Source organism: Leifsonia shinshuensis (assembly GCF_031456835.1).
Taxonomy (GTDB): Bacteria; Actinomycetota; Actinomycetes; order Actinomycetales; family Microbacteriaceae; genus Leifsonia; species Leifsonia shinshuensis_C.
This window is the reverse complement of record NZ_JAVDVK010000001.1, coordinates 3746901-3770695: the sequence shown is the minus strand read 5'-3', so window position 1 is coordinate 3770695 and position 23795 is coordinate 3746901. Positions and strand designations below refer to the sequence as shown.

21 protein-coding genes are annotated in these 23795 nt (G+C 70.1%); 8 read left to right on the top strand and 13 right to left on the bottom strand.

Features of this window, described 5'->3' with window-relative positions; all coding sequences use genetic code 11:
* Positions 1 to 87: 87 nt before the first annotated feature.
* Positions 88 to 3954, top strand: a complete 3867-nt coding sequence (locus J2W45_RS18315; protein ID WP_310134790.1) for a multifunctional oxoglutarate decarboxylase/oxoglutarate dehydrogenase thiamine pyrophosphate-binding subunit/dihydrolipoyllysine-residue succinyltransferase subunit — start codon at positions 88 to 90, stop codon at positions 3952 to 3954.
* Between the two features lie 90 nt (positions 3955 to 4044).
* Positions 4045 to 4827, top strand: a complete 783-nt coding sequence (locus J2W45_RS18310; protein ID WP_310134789.1) for a VOC family protein — start codon at positions 4045 to 4047, stop codon at positions 4825 to 4827.
* 26 nt (positions 4828 to 4853) lie between these two features.
* On the opposite strand, the gene J2W45_RS18305 is transcribed toward J2W45_RS18310, so the two are convergent.
* The gene (locus J2W45_RS18305; protein ID WP_175336723.1) at positions 4854 to 5099 is read right to left on the bottom strand and encodes a zf-HC2 domain-containing protein; all 246 of its coding nucleotides are present in this window, start codon (positions 5097 to 5099) and stop codon (positions 4854 to 4856) included.
* Positions 5096 to 5815, bottom strand: coding sequence for a sigma-70 family RNA polymerase sigma factor (locus J2W45_RS18300; protein WP_396427100.1), 720 nt, complete (start codon positions 5813 to 5815; stop codon positions 5096 to 5098). Before J2W45_RS18300 ends, J2W45_RS18305 begins: the two co-directional genes overlap by 4 nt.
* Before the next feature lie 46 nt (positions 5816 to 5861).
* On the opposite strand from J2W45_RS18300, the gene aroA reads away from it, so the two are divergent.
* Genes aroA through bcp form a run of 3 tightly spaced genes read left to right on the top strand, consistent with a single transcriptional unit; the run spans position 5862 to position 8794 of the window.
* A complete protein-coding gene (gene aroA, locus J2W45_RS18295; RefSeq protein ID WP_310134784.1) occupies positions 5862 to 7232 on the top strand; it encodes a 3-phosphoshikimate 1-carboxyvinyltransferase in 1371 nt (456 codons plus the stop codon).
* Positions 7225 to 8289, top strand: coding sequence for a ribosome small subunit-dependent GTPase A (gene rsgA / locus J2W45_RS18290; protein ID WP_310134781.1), 1065 nt, complete (start codon positions 7225 to 7227; stop codon positions 8287 to 8289). The genes aroA and rsgA overlap by 8 nt, the downstream gene beginning before the upstream one ends.
* A 28-nt stretch (positions 8290 to 8317) precedes the next feature.
* Complete coding sequence (bcp, locus tag J2W45_RS18285; protein WP_310134780.1) at positions 8318 to 8794, top strand: thioredoxin-dependent thiol peroxidase; 477 nt, start codon at positions 8318 to 8320, stop codon at positions 8792 to 8794.
* Positions 8795 to 8844: 50 nt separating this feature from the next.
* On the opposite strand, the gene J2W45_RS18280 is transcribed toward bcp, so the two are convergent.
* From J2W45_RS18280 to J2W45_RS18250, 7 genes are all read right to left on the bottom strand, one after another.
* Positions 8845 to 9609: an ABC transporter ATP-binding protein gene (locus J2W45_RS18280; RefSeq protein WP_310134777.1), complete on the bottom strand. Its 765-nt coding sequence runs from the start codon at positions 9607 to 9609 to the stop codon at positions 8845 to 8847.
* Entirely contained in the window at positions 9606 to 10442 is an 837-nt protein-coding gene (locus J2W45_RS18275) for an ABC transporter ATP-binding protein (protein WP_310134775.1), read from the bottom strand. The genes J2W45_RS18280 and J2W45_RS18275 overlap by 4 nt, the downstream gene beginning before the upstream one ends.
* Positions 10439 to 11320 (bottom strand): ABC transporter permease, encoded by an 882-nt coding sequence (locus tag J2W45_RS18270; protein WP_310134772.1) that lies wholly within the window; start codon positions 11318 to 11320, stop codon positions 10439 to 10441. Before J2W45_RS18270 ends, J2W45_RS18275 begins: the two co-directional genes overlap by 4 nt.
* A complete protein-coding gene (locus J2W45_RS18265) occupies positions 11317 to 12279 on the bottom strand; it encodes an ABC transporter permease (protein WP_310134769.1) in 963 nt (320 codons plus the stop codon). The genes J2W45_RS18270 and J2W45_RS18265 overlap by 4 nt, the downstream gene beginning before the upstream one ends.
* Before the next feature lie 86 nt (positions 12280 to 12365).
* Positions 12366 to 13865, bottom strand: coding sequence for an ABC transporter substrate-binding protein (locus J2W45_RS18260; RefSeq protein ID WP_310134768.1), 1500 nt, complete (start codon positions 13863 to 13865; stop codon positions 12366 to 12368).
* 68 nt (positions 13866 to 13933) lie between these two features.
* On the bottom strand, positions 13934 to 14704 hold the full coding sequence (locus J2W45_RS18255) for a DUF1684 domain-containing protein (protein ID WP_310134766.1): 771 nt from the start codon (positions 14702 to 14704) through the stop codon (positions 13934 to 13936).
* Between the two features lie 35 nt (positions 14705 to 14739).
* Positions 14740 to 15183 carry a hypothetical protein gene (locus J2W45_RS18250; RefSeq protein WP_310134765.1) on the bottom strand — a complete coding sequence of 148 codons (444 nt, stop codon included), beginning with the start codon at positions 15181 to 15183 and terminating at the stop codon, positions 14740 to 14742.
* A gap of 225 nt (positions 15184 to 15408) precedes the next feature.
* Between J2W45_RS18250 and J2W45_RS18245 the strand changes: the two genes are divergently transcribed.
* Complete coding sequence (locus J2W45_RS18245) at positions 15409 to 15657, top strand: WhiB family transcriptional regulator (protein WP_018190103.1); 249 nt, start codon at positions 15409 to 15411, stop codon at positions 15655 to 15657.
* Positions 15658 to 15770: 113 nt separating this feature from the next.
* On the opposite strand, the gene J2W45_RS18240 is transcribed toward J2W45_RS18245, so the two are convergent.
* Positions 15771 to 17264 carry a sensor histidine kinase gene (locus tag J2W45_RS18240; protein WP_310134763.1) on the bottom strand — a complete coding sequence of 498 codons (1494 nt, stop codon included), beginning with the start codon at positions 17262 to 17264 and terminating at the stop codon, positions 15771 to 15773.
* Between the two features lie 124 nt (positions 17265 to 17388).
* Between J2W45_RS18240 and J2W45_RS18235 the strand changes: the two genes are divergently transcribed.
* Positions 17389 to 17973 (top strand): Rv3235 family protein, encoded by a 585-nt coding sequence (locus J2W45_RS18235; RefSeq protein ID WP_310134761.1) that lies wholly within the window; start codon positions 17389 to 17391, stop codon positions 17971 to 17973.
* A gap of 123 nt (positions 17974 to 18096) precedes the next feature.
* On the opposite strand, the gene secA is transcribed toward J2W45_RS18235, so the two are convergent.
* Positions 18097 to 20904, bottom strand: coding sequence for a preprotein translocase subunit SecA (secA, locus tag J2W45_RS18230; protein WP_310134759.1), 2808 nt, complete (start codon positions 20902 to 20904; stop codon positions 18097 to 18099).
* Between the two features lie 236 nt (positions 20905 to 21140).
* Here secA and bla point away from each other — a divergent pair, with 236 nt between their 5' ends.
* Positions 21141 to 22070 (top strand): class A beta-lactamase, encoded by a 930-nt coding sequence (gene bla, locus J2W45_RS18225; protein WP_310134758.1) that lies wholly within the window; start codon positions 21141 to 21143, stop codon positions 22068 to 22070.
* Positions 22071 to 22184: 114 nt separating this feature from the next.
* Here bla and hpf read toward each other — a convergent pair whose 3' ends face one another.
* A complete protein-coding gene (hpf, locus tag J2W45_RS18220; protein ID WP_310134756.1) occupies positions 22185 to 22886 on the bottom strand; it encodes a ribosome hibernation-promoting factor, HPF/YfiA family in 702 nt (233 codons plus the stop codon).
* A 40-nt stretch (positions 22887 to 22926) separates the two neighbouring features.
* Positions 22927 to 23709 carry a ComF family protein gene (locus J2W45_RS18215; RefSeq protein ID WP_310134753.1) on the bottom strand — a complete coding sequence of 261 codons (783 nt, stop codon included), beginning with the start codon at positions 23707 to 23709 and terminating at the stop codon, positions 22927 to 22929.
* Between the last annotated feature and the right edge of the window lie 86 nt (positions 23710 to 23795).

Genomic DNA, 23795 nt, shown 5'->3' with positions numbered 1-23795 from the left:
TGGGATTAGGCTTGAGGATCGGATGGAAGCGGGTGGTCGAACGCCGCCCGGACAGGACGAATCAACGAAGAGAGTGGGCGATCGGCTGTGTCGAGCCAGTTGACCGGAGTAGGGACCGAAGACGGCTCCTCGGGCGAATTCGGAGCCAACGAGTGGCTGGTGGACGAGCTGTACGAGCAGTTCATCCAGGACAAGAACTCGGTCGACAAATCGTGGTGGCCGATCCTCGAGAACTACCACCCGGCCGTGCCGGACGACTCCACCCCGTCGCCCGATGAGACCCCCGCTCCGACGCCGTCGGAGCCCAGCGCCCCGACCCCCTCCGAGCCCACGGCTCCGAGCCCGGCCGAGCCGACCGTCCCGAGCCCGTCCGAGCCGACCACGCCGACGTCGCCGACGACTCCGGTGTCGCCCGCGGGCGGCGCCCCCGAGCCCCACCCGAACGAGCCGAAGCCCGTCACCACGCCCATCCCGGTGATCGGCCAGCAGCCCGTCGCGCGCACCACCTCCGTCGCTCCGAAGCCCCAGCCCGTTCCGGCCGACGCCCCGGTCACCGCGCCCAACGCGACCCTCGAGGCGGCGGAAGAGGACAAGATCACGCCGCTGCGCGGCATGTCCAAGACGCTCGCCACCAACATGGATGCGTCGCTCACCGTCCCGACGGCGACCAGCGTCCGCACCATCCCGGCGAAGCTGATGATCGACAACCGCATCGTCATCAACAACCACCTGAAGCGCGCCCGCGGCGGCAAGGTCTCCTTCACCCACCTCATCGGCTGGGCGCTCATCCAGGCGCTCAAGGAGTTCCCGAGCCAGAACGTCTACTACGAGGAGGTCGACGGCAAGCCGTCCGTCGTCGCGCCGGCCCACATCAACCTCGGCATCGCGATCGACCTGCCGAAGCCCGACGGGACGCGCGCCCTCCTCGTGCCGAGCATCAAGCGCGCCGACACGATGCGCTTCGGCGACTACCTCGCCGCGTACGAGGAGCTGGTGAGCAAGGCCCGCAACAACAAGCTGGCCGCGGGCGACTTCGCCGGCACCACGGTCTCGCTCACCAACCCGGGCGGCATCGGCACCGTGCACTCGGTCCCGCGCCTCATGAAGGGCCAGGGCTGCATCATCGGCGCCGGCGCCCTCGAGTACCCGGCCGAGTTCCAGGGCTCCAGCGAGAAGACGCTCGCCGGCCTCGCGATCGGCAAGACGATCACGCTGACGAGCACCTACGACCACCGCGTCATTCAGGGCGCCGGTTCGGGCGAGTTCCTCAAGATCGTGCACGAGATGCTGATCGGCAAGCGCAACTTCTACGAGGACATCTTCGCCGAGCTGCGCATCCCGTACATGCCGATCCACTGGAACCCGGACATCAGCGTCGACCTGGCCAGCGCCGTCGACAAGACCGCCCGCGTCCAGGAGCTCATCAACTCGTTCCGCGTGCGCGGCCACCTGATGGCCGACATCGACCCGCTCGAGTACAAGCAGCGCTCGCACCCCGACCTCGAGATCGAGAACCACGGCCTCACGTTCTGGGACCTCGACCGCGAGTTCGTCACCGGCCAGTTCGGCGGCGACAAGCGCAAGATGAAGCTGCGCGACATCCTCGGCGTGCTCCGCGACTCCTACTGCCGCACGGTCGGCATCGAGTACATGCACATCCAGGACCCGGCCCAGCGCAAGTGGTTCCAGGACAAGCTGGAGCGCCCGTACGAGAAGCCGACCCACGACGAGCAGCTGCGCATCCTCGGCAAGCTGAACGAGGCGGAGGCGTTCGAGACCTTCCTGCAGACCAAGTACGTCGGCCAGAAGCGGTTCAGCCTGGAGGGCGGCGAGTCCACCATCGCCCTGCTCGACGCGATCCTGCAGGGCGCGGCCGAGGCCGGCATGGACGAGGTCGCCATAGGCATGGCGCACCGCGGCCGCCTCAACGTGCTGACGAACATCGCCGGCAAGACGTACGGCCAGATCTTCCGCGAGTTCGAGGGCACGCAGGACCCGCGCACCGTGCAGGGCTCCGGCGACGTCAAGTACCACCTGGGCACCGAGGGCACCTTCAAGGGCGCCGGCGGCGAGGAGATCCCCGTCTACCTCGCGGCGAACCCGTCGCACCTGGAGGCCGTCGACGGCGTCCTGGAGGGCATCGTCCGCGCCAAGCAGGACCGCCGCCCGGCGGGCACCTTCCTGACGCTGCCCATCCTCATCCACGGCGACGCGGCGATGGCCGGCCAGGGCATCGTGGTCGAGCAGATGCAGATGTCGCAGCTGCGCGCCTACAAGACCGGCGGCACCATCCACGTCAACATCAACAACCAGGTCGGCTTCACCACGCCCCCCGGCGAGGGCCGCAGCTCGGTCTACTCGACCGACGTGGCGAAGACCATCCAGGCGCCGATCTTCCACGTGAACGGCGACGACCCCGAGGCCGTCGTGCGGGTCGCGGAGATCGCCTTCGCGTACCGCCAGGAGTTCAAGCGCGACGTCGTCATCGACCTCGTCTGCTACCGCCGCCGCGGGCACAACGAGGGCGACGACCCGTCGATGACCCAGCCGCTGATGTACAGCCTCATCGAGGCCAAGCGCTCGGTCCGCCGCCTCTACACCGAGGCCCTGGTCGGCCGCGGCGACATCACCGAGGAGGAGTACGAGCAGGCGCACCGCGACTTCCAGGACCGCCTGGAGCGCGCCTTCATGGAGACGCACGCGGCGCAGACCAACTCGACGCCGGTGATCGACGCCGACAGCTCCGCCGACCTCGAGAAGCCGGTGCAGTCGGATGTCAACGACAACGTCGGCGAGCCCGAGACGACCGCGGTCAGCGAGCAGGTCATCCACATGATCGGCGACGCGTTCAACAACCCGCCCGCCGGCTTCACGGTGCACCCGAAGCTGCAGCAGCTGCTCAACAAGCGCAGCGAGATGAGCCGCAACGGCGGCGTCGACTGGGGCTTCGGCGAGCTGCTCGCCCTCGGTTCGCTGCTGGTCGAGGGCACCCCGGTGCGCCTCGCCGGCCAGGACGCTCGCCGCGGCACGTTCGTGCAGCGCCACGCCGTGCTGCACGACCGGGTCAACGGCCAGGAGTGGCTGCCGCTTGCGAACCTCAGCGACAACCAGGCCAAGTTCTGGATCTACGACTCGCTGCTGAGCGAGTACGCGGCGATGGGCTTCGAGTACGGCTACTCGGTGGAGCGGGCGGATGCGCTGGTGCTGTGGGAGGCCCAGTTCGGCGACTTCGCCAACGGCGCCCAGATCATCATCGACGAGTTCATCTCCTCGGCCGAGCAGAAGTGGGGCCAGCGCTCGTCGCTGGTGCTGCTCCTCCCCCACGGCTACGAGGGCCAGGGGCCGGACCACTCGAGCGCCCGCATCGAGCGGTACCTGCAGCTGTGCGCCGAGAACAACATGACCGTCGCCCGTCCGTCGACCCCCGCGTCGTACTTCCACCTGCTGCGCCGCCAGGCGTACGCGCGTCCGCGCCGGCCGCTGGTCGTCTTCACCCCGAAGGCGATGCTGCGTCTGCGCGGAGCGTCCAGCAACGTCGAGGACTTCACGAGCGGCCGCTTCGAGCCGGTGATCGACGACCAGCGGATCAGCGACAAGGGCGCCGTGAAGCGCGTCCTGCTGCTCGCCGGGAAGCTCTACTACGACCTCCTCAACGAGCTGGAGAAGAATCCGAACCCGGAGATCGCCCTGGTTCGGGTCGAGCAGTTCTACCCGCTGCCCGGCGCCGAGCTGAAGGCGGTCGTCGACTCCTACCCCAACGCCGAACTGGTGTGGGTGCAGGACGAGCCCGAGAACCAGGGCGCCTGGCCGTTCATGATCCTGGAGACCTCCAAGCTCGGCCCGCGCCCGCTCGGCGTCGTCTCGCGTCCGCCGTCGGCGTCGCCGGCCGCCGGCTCGGCGAAGCGCCACGCGCAGGAGCAGTCGGTGCTCATCCAGCGCGCGCTGACGCTGTAGGGCGGCGCTCCCGCAACGACGAGAGCCCCCGGTCCGACCGGACCGGGGGCTCTCTCGCGTGTCACGTGCCGTACGGCGTAGTTTGAGCCCATGACCGTCGTGACGAACCACCGCCTCGGAGAGCCCTGCTGGGTCGACTACTCGAGCACCGACGTGCCCCGCGCGCGCGACTTCTACAGCGCGCTCTTCGGCTGGACGGCCGACACCGCGGGCGAAGAGTACGGCGGCTACGTCACGTTCCGGCGCGACGGCCGCGCGGTGGCCGGGCTCGGCCCCGTGATGGGCGACGGAGCGGGCGACAACTGGCTCACGTACCTCCTGGTGGAGGACGCCGCGCAGACGGAGCACGCTGCGCTGCGCGCGGGCGCGCAGGTGATCGCTCCGACCATGCTCGTCGGCGAGCAGGGGCGGATGGCCGTCATCGCCGATCCCGGAGGCGCGGTGGTCGGCCTGTGGGATCCCGAGCAGCACCGGGGCTTCGACCTCGTCGCCGAGGTGGGAGCGCCGGCCTGGCACGAGCTGTATGCGCGCGACTTCCGGGCGCAGGTCGACTTCTACACGAAGGTCTTCGGCTGGACGACGCAGGTGCTCGGCGACACCGCCGACTTCCGCTATTCGACCTTCGGCGACCCGGACTCCCCGAGCGGCGGCGTCTTCGACGCGAACGGGATGCTGCCGGAGGGCGTCCCTTCGCACTGGGTCGTCTACTTCGGCGTGGCCGATGCGGCAGCGGCCGCGCAGCGGGTCGTCGAACTCGGCGGGACCGTCATCCGCGATCCGTGGGACAGCGAGTTCGGCCGCTTCGCGCAGGCCACCGACCCGCTCGGAGGGCTCTTCTTCCTCCACGAGGTCGGGTCGGGCTCCGCGGCTTAGCGTGCCCCCACGCCAGGCGAACGGGCCTAGTGGACGGTCGCCTGGAAGGAGCGGATGCGCAGCAGCACCTCGGTGCGCAGCGTCTCGGGCGCCGTCTCCTTGCACGCCCGCTGCACCACCTCGGTCAGCACCACGTTGAGGTGCGCCTCGTCGGAGCATCCGGCGCAGTTCGCCAGGTGCTCGCGCACGTCGGCAGCATCCTCGCTGCACAGTTCGTTGCGCAGGTACTCCTCGAGTTCGGCCTTCGCCTTCTCGCAGCCGCAGTCCGTCATTTTTTGCTCCTGGTGGTCTGCACGGCCCGGTCTCCCTGAACGGCGGAGAGCCCGCGCTCGTGCGCGTAGTCGGTCAGAAGCTCCCGCAGCATGCGACGGCCGCGGTGCAGGCGGCTCATCACGGTGCCGATCGGGGTCTTCATGATGTCGGCGATCTCCTGGTAGGAGAACCCTTCGACATCGGCGAGGTACACGGCCAGCCGGAAGTCCTCCGGGATGGCCTGCAGCGCGTCCTTGACGGCGCTGTCCGGCAGGTGGTCGATCGCCTCGGCCTCGGCCGAGCGGCTCGACGACGACGACATCGACTCGGCTCCGCCGAGCTGCCAGTCCTCGAGTTCGTCGATCGTCCCCTGGTAGGGCTCGCGCTGCTTCTTGCGGTACGTGTTGATGAACGTGTTGGTGAGGATGCGGTACAGCCAGGCCTTCAGGTTGGTGCCCTGCTGGAACTGGTTGAAGGCCGCGTACGCCTTCACGAACGTCTCCTGTACGAGGTCCTGCGCGTCGGACGGGTTCCGCGTCATCCGCAGGGCAGCCGCGTACAGCTGATCCATGAAGGGCAGGGCCTGCTCCTCGAAGAGGCTGCCCGTATCCTCGGTCTCGGTGCTCATCACCGGCCAGTCTAGTTCGGACGCCCGCAGAGCGCCCCAGCGGTCGTCCAGGTCGCGCTCGTCGTCTGCGAGGACGCTCGGGGCGTCGAGCAGAGCGGTGGCGGCCATGGATGATTCCTTCCGGCTGGTGCGATCACGGATAATCTTGACAACAATGCTGATCTCGAAATATTCCGCTCCGGACTTCGACCCGTACGGCGACAACCGCGCCGACGAGCCGAACACGCTGTGGCCCGCTCCGGTCGCGGCCGGTCCCGTGACGGCGACGGTCTCGCTCCCCGGCTCCAAGTCGCTGACGGCGAGGGAGCTGGTGCTGTCGGCCCTCGCCGACGGTCCCTCCCTGCTGCGGGCGCCCCTGCACTCCCGGGACAGCGCCAACATGATCGAGGCGCTCCGCGCGCTGGGCGTCGGCGTGGAGGAGCGGCCGGGGTCCGGCGCGTTCGGCGCCGACCTGCTGGTCACCCCGGCCGAGGAGCTGCTCGGCAGCACCACGATCGAGTGCGGCCAGGCGGGCACGGTGATGCGGTTCGTCCCGCCGATCGCCGGGCTGGCCCTCGGCCCGACGATGTTCGACGCCGACGACTCCGCCCGCGGCCGCCCGATGGGCGCCATCATCGCCGCCCTCCGCGCCCTCGGCGTCGACGTGAACGACGACGGCCGCGGATCCCTCCCCTTCACCGTCCACGGCACCGGGACGGTCGCCGGGGGAGCGATCGAGGTGGATGCGTCCAGCTCCAGCCAGTTCGTGAGCGCTCTGCTGTTGTCGGCCAGCCGCTTCGAGAACGGCCTCGACCTCACGCATTCGGGCGAGCGGCTGCCCAGCCTCCCGCACATCGAGATGACCATCGAGACGCTGGCCGCCCGCGGGGTCGCCGTCGAATCACCGTCGACCGGACGCTGGGTCGTCGCGCCGGGCACGATCGCCGCGCGCGACGTGGACATCGAGCCCGACCTGTCCAACGCCGCCCCGTTCCTCGCGGCCGCGGTCGTCACGGGCGGCACGGTGACGTTCGCCGGCTGGCCGGCCGCGACCACCCAGGTGGGAGCCGACCTCGCCGACCTCCTCCCCCTGTTCGGGGCGACGGTCACCCGCGATGGCGACCGCCTCACGGTCACCGGCCCGGAGCGCCCGAACGGCGTGACGCTCGACCTCACCACCGGCGGCGAACTCGCGCCCGCTCTTGTGGCGATCGCCGCCCTCGCCGACGGGCCGAGCGAGATCACCGGGATCGGGCACATCCGTCACCACGAGACGGACCGTCTCGCGGCGCTGGCCGCGGAGATCAACGGTCTCGGCGGCGCGGTGACCGAGCTCGAGGACGGTCTGCGCATCGAGCCGCGCCCGCTGCACGGCGGCGTCTGGCGCAGCTACGAGGACCACCGGATGGCGACCGCGGGTGCGATCGTCGGCCTTCGCGTGCCCGGCGTCGAGATCGAGAACGTCGCCACCACCGCCAAGACCCTCCCCCAGTTCACCGAGCTGTGGACGCGGATGCTGAACCCGGGCACGGAGCCGCGTGACTGACGGCACCGGGCCCTGGTGGTCGGACGGCGAGGACGAGGACGACGAGTTCGACCTCTACGACGAGTCGAGCATCCGCTCGCGCCCGAACCCGAAGGGGAACCGTCCGCGCACGAAGACGCGCCCCGAGCACGCGGATGCGCAGATCGCGCGCGTGCTGGGCGTCGACCGCGGCCGCTACACCGTGATGCTCGACGAGGACACGCCCGATGAGCGCCAGATCACCGCGGCCCGGGCGAGCGAGCTGCGCCGCAACCCGATCGTGAACGGCGACCGGGTCGCCGTCGTGGGTGACACCTCCGGCGAGGAGGGGTCGCTCGCGCGGATCGTCCGCATCGAGCCGCGCACCACGCTCCTGCGCCGCAGCGCCGACGACACCGACGAGGTCGAGCGCGTGATCGTCGCCAACGCCGACCAGATGCTCATCGTGGTCGCGGCGGCGAATCCGGAGCCGCGCACGCGCCTCGTCGACCGCTACCTCGTGGCGGCGTACGACGCGGGCATCGCGCCGATGCTGTGCGTCACCAAGACCGACCTCGCGGACCCGGAGCCGTTCCTCGAGAACTTCGCCGGGCTGGACCTGCCCGTCTTCACGAGCCGCGAGGACAGCATCCCCGTGCACGACATCCGTGCGGCGCTGGTCGGGCACGACACGGTCGTGGTGGGGCACTCCGGCGTCGGCAAGTCGACGCTCGTGAACGCCCTGGTGCCCGGCGCGCACCGGGCCACCGGTCACGTCAACGTGGTGACGGGTCGCGGCCGGCACACGTCGTCGTCCACGGTGTCCCTCCGGGTGGAGGACGAGGCGGGCCGCCACGGCTGGGTGATCGACACCCCGGGCGTGCGCTCGTTCGGACTCGGGCACGTCAACACGGACAGCATCCTCAAGGCGTTCACCGACCTCGCGGAGCTGGCCGAGGACTGCCCGCGCGGCTGCACCCACCTGCCCGACGCCCCCGACTGCGCCATCATCGAGGCGGTCGAGGCCGGCAAGCTCGGCGAGGCGGGGCGTGCGAGGCTGGATTCGCTCCAGCGGCTGCTGCTGACCTTCGCCCGCTGACGCCTCCGTTCGCTGACAGAATGGAGCCATGACGGATGTGCGACTCGAAGCGGGCGAGCAGGCCCCCGCGTTCAGCCTGACCGACCAGAACGGCTCCACGGTGTCGCTCGGCGACTTCGCCGGCGAGAACGTGATCGTGTACTTCTATCCTGCGGCGATGACCCCGGGCTGCACCACGGAGGCGTGCGACTTCCGCGACAACCTCAACTCGCTGAAGTCGGCGGGCTACCAGGTCATCGGCATCTCCAAGGATGCGCCGGCGCGCAACAAGGAGTTCCAGGAGCAGGAGGGCCTCAACTTCCCGCTGCTCTCAGACGAGGACCTCGCGGTGCACAAGACGTACGGCGCGTACGGCGAGAAGAAGCTCTACGGCAAGACCGTCGAGGGCGTCATCCGCTCGACGTTCGTGGTGGACCCGGACGGCTCGCTGCGCCTGCCGCTGTACAACGTGAAGGCGACCGGGCACGTCGCGTCGCTCCGCAAGAAGTTGGGTATCGACGCGTAGCGGCGGCGGCGGGCACGTCGCGTAGCGGCGGCGGCGGGCACGACGCGTAATCAGGCCGGCAGCCGCGGCACCGACGCGAGCAGCCGGCGCGTGTACGGTTCGCGCGGTGCACCGAGCACCTCAGCCGTGCGCCCCTGCTCGACCACCCGGCCGCCCTGCAGCACGACGGTCTCCGCGCACAGCGACGCCACGACGCCGAGGTCGTGCGAGACCATGACGACGGTCATCCCCTCGGCGGTGGCGAGCTCCGCGAGCAGGTCGATGATCTGGATGCGCGTCGTGACATCGAGCGCGCTGACCGGCTCGTCCGCCAGCAGCACCCGCGGACGCGACACGATGGCACGGGCGATCGCGATGCGCTGGCGCTGACCGCCGGAGAACTCGTGCGGGTACCGCCCGGCGGCGTCCGCGGGCAGGGCGACCGCTTCGAGTGCCCGGGCGACCCGGTCGCGGGCGTCCGTGCCGGACGCGACCCGCAGCGAGGCCAGCGGCTCCCCGACGATGCGGCCGACGCTCTGGCGCGGGTCGAGCGACGAGTACGGGTCCTGGAAGACCGGCTGGACGCTGCGGCGGAAGCGGCGCAGCTGTTCGCGGTCGCGCAGGTCGAGCGGCCGGCCGTCGAACAGCACCGCTCCGGACGTGGGCGCCGCGAGCCCGAGCAGCAGGGAGAGGGCGGTCGTCTTGCCCGCTCCCGACTCGCCGACCAGGCCGACGCTCCGTCCGGGTTCGACCGAGAACGAGACGGCGTCGAGCGCGGGCGTGGCGGCGCGACGGTAGCGGAAGCCTGCGTCGCGGAGCTCCAGGATGGCGGTCATCGCACCTCCAGTGCCGCGTCGAGTTCGCGGGCGCTCCGGACGAGCTCCGCCGTGTACGGCTCCCGAGGCTCGCTCAGCAGCCGGGCGATCGGGCCCTCCTCGACCACACGGCCCGCGCGCAGCACCAGCGCGCGCTGCGCCATCCGCGACACCACCGCGAGGTCGTGGCTGACGAAGAGCAGCGACATGCCGCGGTCCGCCACCAGCCGTTCGAGCAGGGACAGCACGTCGGCCTGCACGGTCACATCCAGCGCCGTGGTCGGCTCGTCGGCGATCAGCAGCCGCGGACGGCACGCGAGCGCCGCAGCGATTGCGACGCGCTGGCGCTGGCCGCCGGAGATCTCCCACGAGTACGCGCGGGCGATGCGCTCCGGCTCCGGCAACCCGACCTCCGCCAGGGCGTCGAGCACGGCACGGCGGAGCGCGTCGCCGCGGAGCCCGAGGTGGCGGCGCAACGGCTCCGCGACCTGACGACCGAGGCGCATGAGCGGGTCGAGAGCGGTCAGCGGCTCCTGGAAGACGGTCGACGCCACGCGCCCGCGCAGCGGCACCAGGTCGCGCTCGCGCGCCCCGATCACCTGCACGCCGTCGAGCAGGACGCTGCCCGACGCCACCAGCCCCTCCGGCAGCAGACCGGTCAGCGCGAACGAGGTCAGCGACTTGCCCGAGCCGGACTCCCCGATCAGGCTCAACCGCTCCCCCGGCGCGAGTCCGAACGACACGTCGTGCACGAGCGGCACGCCGTCGGGCGTCGCCACGGACAGACCGCGGACCTCGAGCACGGGCGTCTGCGCCGACGCCACGGTGGCCTCCTGCGAACGATCGCCGCTCATCGCGACCTCCTCCGTGTCGGGTCCGCCACGTCGCGCAGGCCGTCGGCCACCAGGTTGACGCCGATGACCAGCACCACCAGCGCGACGCCCGGTGCGATGGCGCCGGCCGGCGCCGTCGACACCGTGCCCTGCGCCTCCTGCAGCAGCCGCCCCCACGAGGCGTTCGGCGGCGGGGCGCCGAGGCCCAGGTACGACAGGCTGGCCTCCGCCAGCACGGCGACGCCGAACTGCAGGGCGAGGTTGACGCTGAGCGTCGGCCAGATGTTCGGCAGGATGTGGCGCGCCACGATCCCCGCCCAGGAGGTCCCGGACGTTCGTGCCGCCGTGACGTACTGCTGGGCGAGCACCCGTTTCGCGAGCACGCGGGTCAGCCGGGCGACGACCGCGGACATCGCGAGTCCGATCGCGACGATGGCCGTGCCCAGCGACGCCCCTTGCGCGGCGACGATCAGCATCGCGAGCAGCAGAGTCGGGAACGCGATCAGGATATCGAGCACGGCCGAGAGCGTGTCGTCCAGCCACTTCGTGGCGAAGGCGGCGAGCAGGCCGAGCGTGATGCCGACGACGGCGCCGATGGCGACGGACCCGAGGCCGACGGCGAGCGCGATGCGCGCTCCGATCATCAGCTGCGTCAGGAGGTCGCGTCCGAATCGGTCGGTGCCGAGCCAGTGCGACGCGCTCGGCTGCTCCAGCCGGGTGCCCGACGTGTCGGACTGGGCGTAGGGAAGCCAGAAGAACGAGACGACCGCCACCACGACGACGATGCCGACGAGCGTGAGTCCGATGCCGAGCGACACCGAGCGCCGCGCACGGGTGCGGGTGCCCTTCGCCGGCTCGGGCGCGACCGTGTCGGCCGCCTGCTCCACGATCGCGCTCATGCGTTGCCCGAGATGCTGCGGCGCAGCCGCGGGTCGACGAGGCGCTGCGCGATGTCGGCGAGGAACCCGACGATGAGCACGAGCAGCGTGGAGACGAAGAGGATGCCCTGGATGTTCGGGTAGTCGTGCTGCTCGATCGCCTTGAGCAGCATGCTGCCGAGGCCCGGCAGGGTGAACACGCTCTCGACCACGACCGCTCCGAGGAACGTCGTCGCCAGCTCGATACCGAGCACTGAGATGACCGGGACGGCGCCGTTGCGCAGGCCGTGGCGCCACATCGACCGGGCGAAGCCGGAACCCAGCGCACGGGCGTTGCGCAGGTAGTCGCTGCCGATCACATCCAGCGTCGCGCTCCGCACGTATCGCGAGATGGACGCGCTCATCACGATCGCGATGGTCACGACCGGCAGGGCGAGAGACGTGAGCGCGGCCGTGGGATCGGACCAGTCGTCCCGCGGGAAGCCCCCGGAGGGGAACCACCCGAGCGTGATGGCGAACACGTCGACCAGCAGGATGCCGACCCAGAACACCGGCACCGCGATGCCGAGCTGCGAGAACGCGGACAGGGCCACTCCGTACCAGCGGTCGGCCTTCCAGGCAGCGACGAAGCCGATGGGCAGCGCCAGCACGAGCGCGAGCCCGAACGAGAGCAGCGTCAACGGCACCGTCACCGAGAGCCGGGCCGCGATCTCGGGACCGACGGGCAGGGAACTGATGAACGACTGACCGAGGTCGAGCGTCAGCAGGCTGCCGAACCACGTGACGAACTGCTGGAAGAGCGGCTGGTCGCTGCCCACTTGCCGCTGCGCCGCCGCGATCTGCTCCTTGGTCGCGCCGACCGAGAGGAGGGCGTTGGACGGGTCTCCCGGGAGCACCCGCAGCAGGAAGAACAGCACCACCATGGCGAGCAGCAGCGACACCACGAGGAACGCGGTGCGGCGGAGCAGGTAGGAAGCCATGGTCGTTTCAGCGTAGATGCTCGGGGAGCCGGTCGGCTCCCCGAGCATCAGGGTGTGGAATACGGATCGGGGTGTGGAGGAATCGGCTACTTCTTGACGATGTCGTAGGCGTAGAACTGCGAGTTCAGCCCGTTGACCGGGTAGCCGGTGACGTTGCTGTCGGCCACGACGATCTGCGGGTAGAGGTACAGCCAGGCGCTGGCCGCATCCTTCGCGATCTGCTCGTTGACCTGCTTCAGCTTCGCGGTCTGCTCGGCCGTCGTGGTCGACTGCTCGGCCTCGTCGACCCACTTGGTGACCTGCGGGTTGTCGTAGCCCCAGTAGAAATCGGGGTTGCCGTACCAGACGACGTCACGGTCGTTGACGTGCTCCTGCAGCGTCGCGGTGAAGTCGTGGTTCTTGAACACCTTGGTGTACCACTCGTCCGCCGAGATCGAGTTGATCGTCACGGTGATGCCCACCTTGGCCAGCTCGCTCTTCAGGAACTCGGCCACCGCCGGGTGCGGGTCGTAGGTCGGGGTGTCCAGCGTGAAGCTGAAGCCGTTCGCGAAACCGGCCTCGGCCAGCTCCTTCTTGGCGAGGTTGACGTCGTACGGGTTGACCTTCGTGAGGTCCTCGTACCAGGGGTCGCTCGGCGGGACCATCGAGCCGATCAGCGTGCCGTAGTCGCCCCAGATGGAGTTGAGGAGCTTCTTGGTGTCGATGGCGGAGTAGACCGCCTTGCGCACCTCGACGTTGTTGAACGGCGCGACCTTGTCGTTGAAGGCCAGCAGCTCCTTCGTCGTGGACTTGCCGTCCGAGATCGTGTAGTCCTTGTTGCCCTTGAACGTGCTCAGCGCATCCGGGCTCTGGATGCTCGTGACGATGTCGACCTGCTTGGTCTGCAGCGCGTTGGAGAGGGCCGACGCGTCGGTGAAGTAGTCGAACTCCACCTCCTTGTTCTTCGCCTGGCCGCCCCAGTAGCCGCTCCAGCGCTCGAGGCTCAGCGAGCTGCCGCGCTTCCAGGTGCCCAGCTTGTAGGGGCCGGTGCCGTCCTCGGCGGTCTTGTAGTTCGACGTGCCCGGGCCGTAGATCCAGACGTAGCTGAGGTTGTACGGCAGGGAGATCGAGCGGGAGGACAGCGTGATGGTCACGGTCTTGTCGTCGGGCGTCTCGATGCCCTTGATGACGGCGAGCTGCGACTTGCGCGCGGACTGCGAGTCGTCGGAGGTCACGCGCTCGATGCTGCGCTTCACGTCGGCGCTGGTCAGAGCCTTGCCGGAGTGGAACTTCACGCCGTCGCGCAGGGTGAACGTGTACGTCATGCCGTCGGCGCTGGTCGTGTACTTCGTGGCGAGCAGCGGCTCCACCTTGCCGTCGTCGGTGAGCTTGAACAGGCCCTCGTAGACGTTGCCGTTGAGCGCCTCGGTGACGCCCTGGCCGCCGCCCGCGGTGTTGTCGAGGTTGACGGGCTCGTAGAGCGAGCCGATGGCGATCGAGGCGTCGCTGCCGCCTGCGGAGGACGACGACGCGCCCGCGCAGCCGGCCAGGGCGAGGGCCGAGGCCAGGCCGACGGCGAGCGTCGCGAACAGGGAAGACTTTCTCACGGGTTCTCCAGTGCTGTGGGGGGTGCTGTGGGGTGCTGTGGTGACGGGGGATGCGCTCTCGCGCGGGTTCAGTGGCCGGCGGCTGCGCGGTCTGCCGAGTCGCGGAAGACGACGCGCTTCTCGCCCGCAGTGACCGGTACGGGGAACCGGTTGTTGCGCGGCGGCAGCGGACAGTTGTACTGGTCCGAGAATCCGCAGGGCGGGACGAAGGCGCGGTTGAAGTCGAGGACGACGTGATCGTCGGCGTGCTCGACGAACAGGAACCGGCCGGAGGCGTACGTGCCGTCCTCGCCGTCGGCCCCGTTGCTCGGGTCGCCGAAGACCAGCAGCAGGGTGCCGTCGTCGTCGAAGGCGCTCAGCGTGTAGGAGACGCCGTCGCGCTCGAAGGTGATGTCGCCCGGGACGACGAGGTCGCGGGTGAGGCCGTTGTCACGGATGTGCTCGAACGGGATGGTGCGGTCGTCGGAGACCGGGGTGATCGTGGCCTCGATCACCCAGCTCTCGTCGAACGGGAAGACGTCGATCGTCTCGAAGTCGCGGATGGCGGGCGACGCGGCGTCCCAGAGGCGGATCCCGCGCTCGACCTCGCCGGTCTCCAGGCTCCGCCGGGAGAGCTCGGTCGCCGTGACCGATTCCGGAAGGCCCACGAGTGCGTCCTCGGGGGTCGTGGTGTCGTCCGCGGCGAGCCAGCGGGTCTCGATGAGCGCCAGGTTGCCCGTCGGCGCGGCCACGGACCGCAGGCGGTCGGCGCGCCAGGCGTCCCAGCGCTCGCGGGCGTGCTCGATGGTGGACGGGGAGGCCGAGAGCTGTGTGGAGAGATCAGTCACGATGTCGGACATAACCATCCGAGTCTCGGGCTTGTTCCCGTGTTCGCCTATTCGTGTTGCTCCGTGTTGCGTGCGGTCGCCCGCACGACGGACGGCGTCAGGGCGAGCACGCCGGCGATCACCGCGGGGACGAGGAGCGCCCAGCCGAGGTCCGGACGGGCGTAGAGGCCCTGGAAGCAGCCGACGGCGACCGCCAGCTGCAGGATCTGGATCGTGACGGTGGAGGCACGCGCCCAGCTCTGGCGCCGGAGCAGGCCGACGGTGGTCGAGACGGCCCAGGCGGCCGCCAGGAACGCGAGCACCGTGATCGCGACAGCGGTCGGGTAGGACGTGGGTCGCACGGTGAGCAGGTCCACGAGCAGCCAGACGGCCAGGACCAGGACCAGGACCGCCTCCAGCGCGACGATGACGGTGAGCAGGACCAGCAACCCCGGACGGGCGGGGCGTGCCGCCTGGGGCACGCCGGTGGGGGCGTTCTGAGGGTCGGGCACTATAGCATCCTGACGTTTCCGGCTCGTGTTCCCAGCGTTATCCCATACAAAACTATTGATTCGGGATAAGCGCTATGGGACCATATTCAACGGTCGAGTTAACGCTCACAGGGTCGTGGGCAGGTCTGATTCCCCACGGATCTAAGCACCCTGCAACCCGACTGCTTACCTGCATTCTATGGCCCCCTCGGCCTGGAACCCCCAGTAAACAAGGAGCACATCTACATGGATTGGCGCGACAAAGCCGCCTGCCTCACCGCGGACCCTGAGCTGTTCTTCCCGGTGGGCAACACCGGACCCGCGGTCGACCAGATCGACAAGGCCAAGGCGGTCTGCGCGCGCTGCACCGTGACGGAGATCTGCCTGCAGTACGCCCTCGAGACCGGCCAGGACTCGGGCGTCTGGGGCGGCCTCTCCGAAGACGAGCGTCGCGCGCTCAAGCGCCGCGCCGCTCGCGCCCGCCGCGCCTCCTGAGGCCGGCCCGCTCCATCCGCACCACCGGTCGCCCGGCTTCCGCCGCGCGTCCGAACCCGCCGAGGCGGCGCTCACACACCTAGCACCGAGCGCCTCCTCGGCTTTTTCGTTGCTCAGATCTTGGTGAGGTAGCGCAGCGGCACCTCGATGGTGACCTCGGTTCCCTGCCCCATCATGGTGTGCCAGTCGATCGCCCCGCCGAGCTCGCCCTGGATGAGCGTGCGCACGATCTGCGTACCCAGCCCGCTGCCGACCTTGCCCTCGGGGAGGCCGGACCCGTTGTCCACGACCTTGACGGTCAGGGACTCCTCCGACCGATCCGCCACGATCTCGACCTGACCCTCGCGGCCGGCGAGCCCGTGCTCCACTGCGTTCGTGACGAGCTCCGTCAGCGCGAGCGCGAGCGGAGTCGCGTACTCGGAGGGCAGCGAGCCGAACCGGCCCGTCTTCTTCGGATGCACGGTGGTCGTGTGGCTCGCGGCGACCTCCGCGACGAGCAGCAGCACGCGGTCGAAGACGTCGTCGAAGTCGACGATCTGAGCGAGGCCCGTGGACAGCGTGTCATGGACCACCGCGATGGCCGCAACGCGCCGCATCGCCTGGCTCAGGGCCTCCCGCGCCTCCTCCGAGTGCGTGCGCCGTGCCTGGATGCGCAGCAGCGAGGCGACCGTCTGGAGGTTGTTCTTGACGCGGTGGTGGATCTCGCGGATGGTCGCATCCTTCGTGATCAGCTCGCGCTCCTGGTGCCGCTGCTCGGAGACGTCGCGGCAGAGCACGATCGCGCCCACCCGCTCGCCCCGGTTGCGGATCGGGATGGCGCGGAGGGACACGGTGACGCCGCGCGCCTCGATGTCGGTGCGCCAGGGCGCACGGCCGGTGACGACCAGCGGCAGCGACTCGTCCACCGTGATCGTCCCGGCGAGGAGGCCGGTGGTCACGGTGGCGAGGGACTCCCCCTCGAGCTCGCCCGTGAAGCCCATCCGGTTGAAGGCGCTCAGGGCGTTCGGGCTGGCGAAGCTCGTGGTGCCGTCCACATCCAGCCGGATCAGGCCGTCGGCCGCGCGCGGGGCGCCCCTACGTGGGGCCGCGGGGGCACCCAGGTCCGGGAAGTCGCCGGTGGCGATCATGGCGAAGAGGTCGTTGGCGCACTCGTTGAACGTCAGCTCCTGACGGCTCGGCGTGCGCGCCTCGCTGAGGTTGGTGTGGCGCGTGATCACCGCGACCGGCTCGTCCGCGGTGTCGGGCGAGTGGATGGACAGCCGGCGGATGACCGGGACGGCACGGACCCGCGTGGGCGTCTCCTCGTACCAGTCGGGCGCGGACGTGTCGATGATCTGCTTGGAGCTGAAGGCGTCGATCACCTGCTGACGCCACTCGGGCTTGATCCGCTGACCGACGAAGTCGCGGTAGAACAGCGTCGCCGCCGAGGACGGCCGGGCGTGCGCGACCGCGACGAAGTCGTCGTCCGTCGTCGGCACCCAGAGCACGATGTCCGCGAAGGCGAGATCGGCCAGCAGCTGCCAGTCGCCGACGAGCCCGTGCAGCCATTCCACGTCTTCTTCGGAGGAGCGGCCGTGGGCATGGACGAGATCACTGAGCGTCGACACCACCCCATCCTAAACGGCGCGGTTCGAGCGGGCGTCGAGTTATCCACAGGGCACCAATGCCCTGGCCCGACTCGATACCCCCTGCTTGAGTAAGGCATCGTAAATATCACGGGTCCATCTCATCATGGACCACCGACACACCTCACCAGGAGAACCATTGCACCACCCGGCACTCGCCCCCGCACCCGTCCGTCCGCTCGTTCCGGCGACCCGGCCGACGACGCGGCTGCGCCCCTCCCCCGTCCGCGACCTCCGCGAGGTGCGGGAACTCCGCGAGGCACGCGAGCTCCGCGGCCCCACGGCGGCGCGCACGGCCCGCCCGGCGGATGCGCCCGAACTGGATGCACTCGCCCCGATCGCGGACGCCGCCAACCCGGAGCCCGCGACGCTGTGCGCGAATCTGGCGCGCTGCGCGGTCGAGATCCTGGCCGGCGCCCGGCCGCTCGACCAGATCGGCCGGTGGGTCAGCGACGCCGTCTACGTCCACCTGCTGCGGCGGACGATGATCGCGGCCCGCGCTCGCGCCGTCGCGCCGGAGGGCGCGCTCCGACCGCGCATGCGGATCGGCGAGCCGCGCCTCGCGCGCCCGTCGGAGGGGGTGGTGGAGGCGGTCGTGCTGGTGCACCAGCCGGGTCGCTCACGCGCCGTCGCCATCCGGCTGGAGCGCCATCGGGAACGGTGGCGGGCGAGCGCGATCAACGTGCTCTGAGGCTTCTCAGGCACCTGCTCTGACCGCATTGCGACCGTGAGCAGACGACGGAACGGCGGCCCCGAGGGGCCGCCGTTCGTCATCTCGTGCGCGCGTCCTGCGCTTGCGCCGGGACGCTGCGGATCAGCGCTTCTTGGCCTGCGCCCGGCGCTCGGCCCGGTTGACCGGCGCCTGGTCGTCGCCCTCCTGGACGCGCTGGCCGAAGGCGCCGCGCTGCGTGGCACCCTGCGCCGGCGGGGCCGCGGGGGCCGCATCCTGCTGCTGGGCGCGCTGCGCGCGGGCGGTGGCGGCCTTCTCGAGCTGCCCGCGCTGGTCGCGGACCTCGACGCCGCCCTGCTCGGCCGGAGCCGAGTAGCTGAGCTTCGTGTCGCCCTCGCCGCGGGCCAGGCCCTTCGCCGCGACGGCGGGCGACTCGACCTCTCCGGGCGCCTGGTTGACCTCGACCTCCAGGTTGAACAGGAAGCCGATGGTCTCCTCGCGGATCGCGCCCATCATCTGCTGGAACATGGCGAAGCCCTCGCGCTGGTACTCGACCAGCGGGTCGCGCTGGGCCATCGCGCGGAGGCCGATGCCGTCCTTCAGGTAGTCCATCTCGTAGAGGTGGTCGCGCCAGCGGCGGTCGATCACCGAGAGCACGACACGGCGCTCGAGCTCGCGCATCGCGGGCGCTCCGAGCGACTCCTCGCGGCGCTGGTAGGCGATGCGGGCGTCGGAGAGGATCTCGCGGCGCATGAAGTCGCGGTTGATCCGGCCCTTGTTGCCCGCCTCGGAGATCACCTCGTCGATGCTCACGCCGACCGGGTACAGGGTCTTGAGCTCGGCCCAGAGGGCGTCGAAGTCCCAGTCGTCGCCGCTGCCCTCGCCCGTGTGCTGGTCGAGGATGTCGTCGATCACGTCCGTCAGGAACTGCTGCACGCGCTCGTGCAGATCGTCGCCCTCGAGGATGTGACGGCGGTCGCTGTAGATCGCCTCGCGCTGGCGGTTCAGAACGTCGTCGTACTTGAGGACGTTCTTGCGGATCTCCGCGTTGCGGGCCTCGACCTGCGACTGAGCGCTACGGATCGCCCGGCTGACGACCTTGGACTCGATCGCCATGTCGTCCGGGACGCTGCTGCGGCCCATCAGGCTCTCGGCGGCTCCGGAGTTGAACAGCCGCATGAGGTCGTCGGTCAGCGACAGGTAGAACCGGCTCTCACCGGGGTCGCCCTGGCGACCGGACCGTCCGCGCAGCTGGTTGTCGATGCGGCGGGACTCGTGGCGCTCCGTGCCGAGCACGTACAGGCCGCCGGCCGCGATGACCTTCTCGGCCTCTTCCGCGACCTGCGCCTTGACGTTGCCGAAGACCTCTTCCCAGGCCTCCTCGTACTCGTCGGGCGTCTCGACCGGCGACAGCCCGCGGGCGTTCATCTCGGCGACCGCGATGAACTCGGAGTTGCCGCCGAGCATGATGTCGGTTCCACGGCCGGCCATGTTGGTGGCGACGGTCACAGCGCCGAGGCGTCCGGCCTGGGCGACGATCGCGGCCTCGCGCGCGTGGTTCTTCGCGTTCAGCACCTCGTGACGAACGCCCTTCTTGGCGAGCAGGCGCGAGAGGTACTCGCTCTTCTCGACCGAGGTGGTGCCGACGAGGACGGGCTGGCCCTTCTCGTGCCGCTTGACGATGTCCTCCACGACCTGGTCGAACTTCGCCTTCTCGTTCTTGTAGACGAGGTCGGGCTGGTCGATGCGCTGCATCGGCTTGTTCGTGGGGATGGGGACGACGCCGAGCTTGTAGGTGCTCATGAACTCGGCGGCCTCGGTCTCGGCCGTACCGGTCATGCCGGAGAGCTTCTTGTAGAGGCGGAAGTAGTTCTGCAGGGTCACGGTGGCGAGGGTCTGGTTCTCGGCCTTGACCTCGACACCCTCCTTCGCCTCGATCGCCTGGTGGATGCCCTCGTTGTAGCGGCGGCCGACCAGGATGCGGCCGGTGTGCTCGTCGACGATCAGCACCTCGCCGTTCATGACGACGTAGTCCTTGTCGCGCTTGAACAGGGCGTTCGCCTTGATGGCGTTGTTGAGGAACGAGATGAGCGGGGTGTTCGCGGACTCGTACAGGTTGTCGATGCCGAGGTAGTCCTCGACCTTCTCGATGCCGGGCTCGAGGACGCCGACCGTGCGCTTCTTCTCGTCGACCTCGTAGTCGACGTCGGGCGTGAGCCGCTTCGCGAGGTTCGCGAACTCGTTGAACCAGCGGTTCGCCTCGCCGGACGACGGGCCCGAGATGATGAGCGGCGTGCGCGCCTCGTCGATGAGGATCGAGTCGACCTCGTCGACGATGGCGAAGAAGTGGCCGCGCTGGACCATGTCGCTCGCCTGCCACGCCATGTTGTCGCGCAGGTAGTCGAAGCCGAACTCGTTGTTCGTGCCGTAGGTGATGTCGGCCGCGTACTGCTCGCGGCGCTCCTCGGGCGTCTGGCCGGCGAGGATCACGCCGGTCGTCATCCCGAGCGCGCGGTACACGCGGCCCATCAGCTCGGACTGGTAGCTGGCCAGGTAGTCGTTGACCGTGATGACGTGCACGCCGCGGCTGGCGATCGCGTTGAGGTACGCGGCGGTCGTCGCGACGAGGGTCTTGCCCTCACCGGTCTTCATCTCGGCGATGTTGCCGAGGTGGAGGGCCGCGCCTCCCATGATCTGCACGTCGAAGTGACGCATGCCCAGCGTGCGCTTCGACGCCTCGCGGACCGCGGCGAACGCCTCGGGCAGCAGGTCGTCGAGCGACTCGCCGTTGCCGTACCGCTCGCGCAGCTCGACGGTCTCGTGCGCGAGTTCCTCATCGGTGAGTTCGCTGAAGTCGTCTTCGAGGGCGTTGACCGCCCGCGCGTACGCCTCCAGCCGACGGAGGGTCCGGCCCTCGCCAACACGGAGGACCTTTTCAAGAACTGAGGCCACTGATGCACTCCACTTACGCTCGGTTCGGGCCGATGGCCCGGCGCCCCGACGGACGCGCGCGGACGGCAGACTCCGCCGACGCTAGACACATGCTACTTGTTCAGCCCTGACGTTCGGCCTGCCGAGCCTGAAAGGACTCTGGGCGAAAGCGGTCAGTCCTGGAAGGCGGGCGGATGCGGGCGGCGACAATGGCTCTGCGCCCCGTGGGGACCGCCTCCCTCCGAAAGGACCTCGTCATGCTCCGTGGCCGCATCCGCTCCGTCGCCGCCCTCACCATCGCGGCCGCCGCCGTGCTCACCGGCTGCTCGGCGCAGGATGCGGCACCGACGTCGCCGTCGGCCGCGCCCCACCCGGCGCGGACGACCGAAGAGCTGCGCTCACGGGCGGCCCAACGGGCGCTGGCCGACCTCGAGTCGCAGTACCGGGCGACGCTCGGCGCCTACGCGCTGGACACCGGGACCGGACGTTCCGTCGCTTACCGGGCGGACGAGCGCTTCGCCTACGCGTCCACGTCCAAGGCGCTGCTCGCCGGCGCTCTGCTCGCACGCATCAGCGATGAGCAGCTGGATGCGACGGTGCGCTTCTCGAGCGACGATCTCGTCCCGTACTCCCCGGTGACGGAGACGGCGGTGGCGAGCGGGATGACCGTGCGGGCGGTCGTCGAGGCCGCGCTCCGGCAGAGCGACAACACCGCCGCCAACCTGCTGTTCCGGCAGCTGGGCGGGCCCTCCGAGCTGGAGAAGGCGCTGCGGGAGCTGGGCGACGAGACGACCGAGGTCGACCGCACCGAGCCCGACCTCAACGAGGCGGCGCCGGGCGACGTGCGGGACACCAGCACCCCGCGAGCCCTGGCGGCGGACCTGCGGGCGTACGCCCTGGGAGACGCGCTGCCTCCGGAGAAGCGGGAGCTCCTGGTCGACGACCTGACCGGGAACGCGACCGGCGATCCGCTCATCCGTGCCGGAGCGCCGACCGGATGGACCGTCTCCGACAAGTCGGGCGCCGCCTCCTTCGGGACGCGCAACGACGTCGCCGTACTCACCGCCCCGGGCCGCTCCCCAGTGGTGATGGTGGTGCTCTCCCGGAAGGCGTCGAAGGACGCCGCCTATGACGACGCCCTCATCGCCGACGCCGCGAGAGTGCTCTCGACGGCGCTCGGACTCTGAGGGCGCTCGGACTCTGAGGGCGCGCCTCCCCGGACGGCCCGATGGCGACCGCCGCCCGGGCGGTCGCCATCGGCGTCCGTGCTCGCCGGCCGCGTGGCGGCCGGGTGGGACCGGTCAGCCGAGCTTGCGCGCGGCGGTCGCCACCTCCTGCAGCTCGTCGGCGGAGTCGTCGAGGGAGATCACGCCGTAGTCCCAGCCTTTGCGGCGGTACACGACGCTGGGACGCTGGGTCTCCTGGTCGACGAACAGGTAGAAGTCGTGACCGACGAGCTCCATGTAGTAGAGCGCGTCATCCACGGTCATCGGAAGGGAGGCGAAGACCTTCTTCCGGATCACGACGGGGCTGTACGCCTCCTCCGCCTCCGGAGTCTCCTCCGTCTCATCGGACACCACCGGCGTCGAGCCGGTGCGGACCTGGTCGAGCACGGCGACCGGGGCGGCCGAGAGGCCGACCGCGCTGAAGCCGTCGGTACTCGCCTCGCGCAGCGAGGTCGGTCTGTGCTGGCCGCGATGCACCTTGCGGCGGTCCTTCGCCCTGCGCACCCGCTCCAGGAGCTTGCCGAGGGCGATATCGAAGGCGGCGTACTTGTCCTGCCCCGTCGCCTCGGATCTCACCGTGGCCTTCGGCCCCACGAGGGTCAGCTCGACACGGTCGTCGCCGTTCGAGCTTCCCAGCTTCTCGTTGTGGCGGCTGACCTTGATCTCGAACGAGATGGCCCGTTCGGCCAGGTGTGCGACCTTCTCCGATTTCTCGGTGGCGTACTCCCGGAAGCGATCAGTGATGCCCAGGTTGCGTCCGATGATGTTGATGTCCATGGAGACCTCCCTGATCCGGCGCGATGACCGCCCGGCGGAGTCAGGGCGGATCGCTCGCACCTTTTGGACCACCGTAGTGCGCATCCCCCCGATGCGAAACCGGAAAACATGCGGCATTCCCGGTGCGTCCGCTGAGTGCTCCCTGAGCCTGTCCCGGATTGCGGAGCGGCGTGCGGGCGATCGCCGCAGCGGCCGACACACGACCGCCTGCGGCGCGGATCGCGCGGGCGGCCTCGGCGATGGTCGCGCCGGAGGTGACAATGTCGTCCACGATCAGGCAGTCCCGGCCCGAGAGTCGCGGCGACGCGACGAAGCTGCCCGCGCGGTTCGCCGCGCGCTCCCCCGCCGTGAGCTCGGCCTGGTCGGCCGTCTGCCGGGAAAGCCGCAGGGCTCCCCACAGCGGAGGGACGAGGACGTGCGCCCGGGCGAGCACGGCACGGGTCGGGTGATACCCGCGCCGTCGCCAGGCCGCACGTGTCGAGGGGATGAGGACAGGGAGCAGCGCGGCGTCGCCATTGCCCGGCTCGGCGTCCCGCTGAGCGGCGGCGATCGCACAGCGCAGCGCCCGCGCCAGTGCACGGGCGGCGTCCGTCCGGCCGCCGTCCTTGTAGGCGAGCAGGACGCGGCGAGCGACGCCGTCGTAGCGCAGGGCCGACCAGACGCGGATGCCGTCGACGAGCTGGACGTGCGCAGCCGGGCGGAGCGCCTCCTCGCACTCGTCGCAGAGCGTGCGGTCGGGTCTGCCGCATCCCGCGCAGCGCACCGGCAGCAGGATCGCTGCGGCGTCGAGGAGGGACTCACGGACCAGGGTGTGTGCTGTCATGCTTCGAGCTTCGCGGCGCGGGCCCGCCGCCGGGGCGCGTCGAGCGGATCTGTGCAGAACTGCTCGCGGCCGCGGGGTGTGGAGGG

What these genes read in the sequence shown, in the direction of transcription:
- J2W45_RS18310 (WP_310134789.1), top strand. Translation starts at nt 4,045, where the DNA reads ATGACCGTCGTGACGAACCACCGCCTCGGAGAGCCCTGCTGGGTCGAC.
- J2W45_RS18305 (WP_175336723.1), bottom strand. Translation starts at nt 5,099, where the DNA reads ATGACGGACTGCGGCTGCGAGAAGGCGAAGGCCGAACTCGAGGAGTAC.
- J2W45_RS18300 (WP_396427100.1), bottom strand. Translation starts at nt 5,815, where the DNA reads ATGGCCGCCACCGCTCTGCTCGACGCCCCGAGCGTCCTCGCAGACGAC.
- aroA (WP_310134784.1), top strand. Translation starts at nt 5,862, where the DNA reads ATGCTGATCTCGAAATATTCCGCTCCGGACTTCGACCCGTACGGCGAC.
- bcp (WP_310134780.1), top strand. Translation starts at nt 8,318, where the DNA reads ATGACGGATGTGCGACTCGAAGCGGGCGAGCAGGCCCCCGCGTTCAGC.
- J2W45_RS18280 (WP_310134777.1), bottom strand. Translation starts at nt 9,609, where the DNA reads ATGACCGCCATCCTGGAGCTCCGCGACGCAGGCTTCCGCTACCGTCGC.
- J2W45_RS18275 (WP_310134775.1), bottom strand. Translation starts at nt 10,442, where the DNA reads ATGAGCGGCGATCGTTCGCAGGAGGCCACCGTGGCGTCGGCGCAGACG.
- J2W45_RS18270 (WP_310134772.1), bottom strand. Translation starts at nt 11,320, where the DNA reads ATGAGCGCGATCGTGGAGCAGGCGGCCGACACGGTCGCGCCCGAGCCG.
- J2W45_RS18265 (WP_310134769.1), bottom strand. Translation starts at nt 12,279, where the DNA reads ATGGCTTCCTACCTGCTCCGCCGCACCGCGTTCCTCGTGGTGTCGCTG.
- J2W45_RS18255 (WP_310134766.1), bottom strand. Translation starts at nt 14,704, where the DNA reads ATGTCCGACATCGTGACTGATCTCTCCACACAGCTCTCGGCCTCCCCG.
- J2W45_RS18245 (WP_018190103.1), top strand. Translation starts at nt 15,409, where the DNA reads ATGGATTGGCGCGACAAAGCCGCCTGCCTCACCGCGGACCCTGAGCTG.
- J2W45_RS18235 (WP_310134761.1), top strand. Translation starts at nt 17,389, where the DNA reads ATGGACCACCGACACACCTCACCAGGAGAACCATTGCACCACCCGGCA.
- bla (WP_310134758.1), top strand. Translation starts at nt 21,141, where the DNA reads ATGCTCCGTGGCCGCATCCGCTCCGTCGCCGCCCTCACCATCGCGGCC.
- hpf (WP_310134756.1), bottom strand. Translation starts at nt 22,886, where the DNA reads ATGGACATCAACATCATCGGACGCAACCTGGGCATCACTGATCGCTTC.
- J2W45_RS18215 (WP_310134753.1), bottom strand. Translation starts at nt 23,709, where the DNA reads ATGACAGCACACACCCTGGTCCGTGAGTCCCTCCTCGACGCCGCAGCG.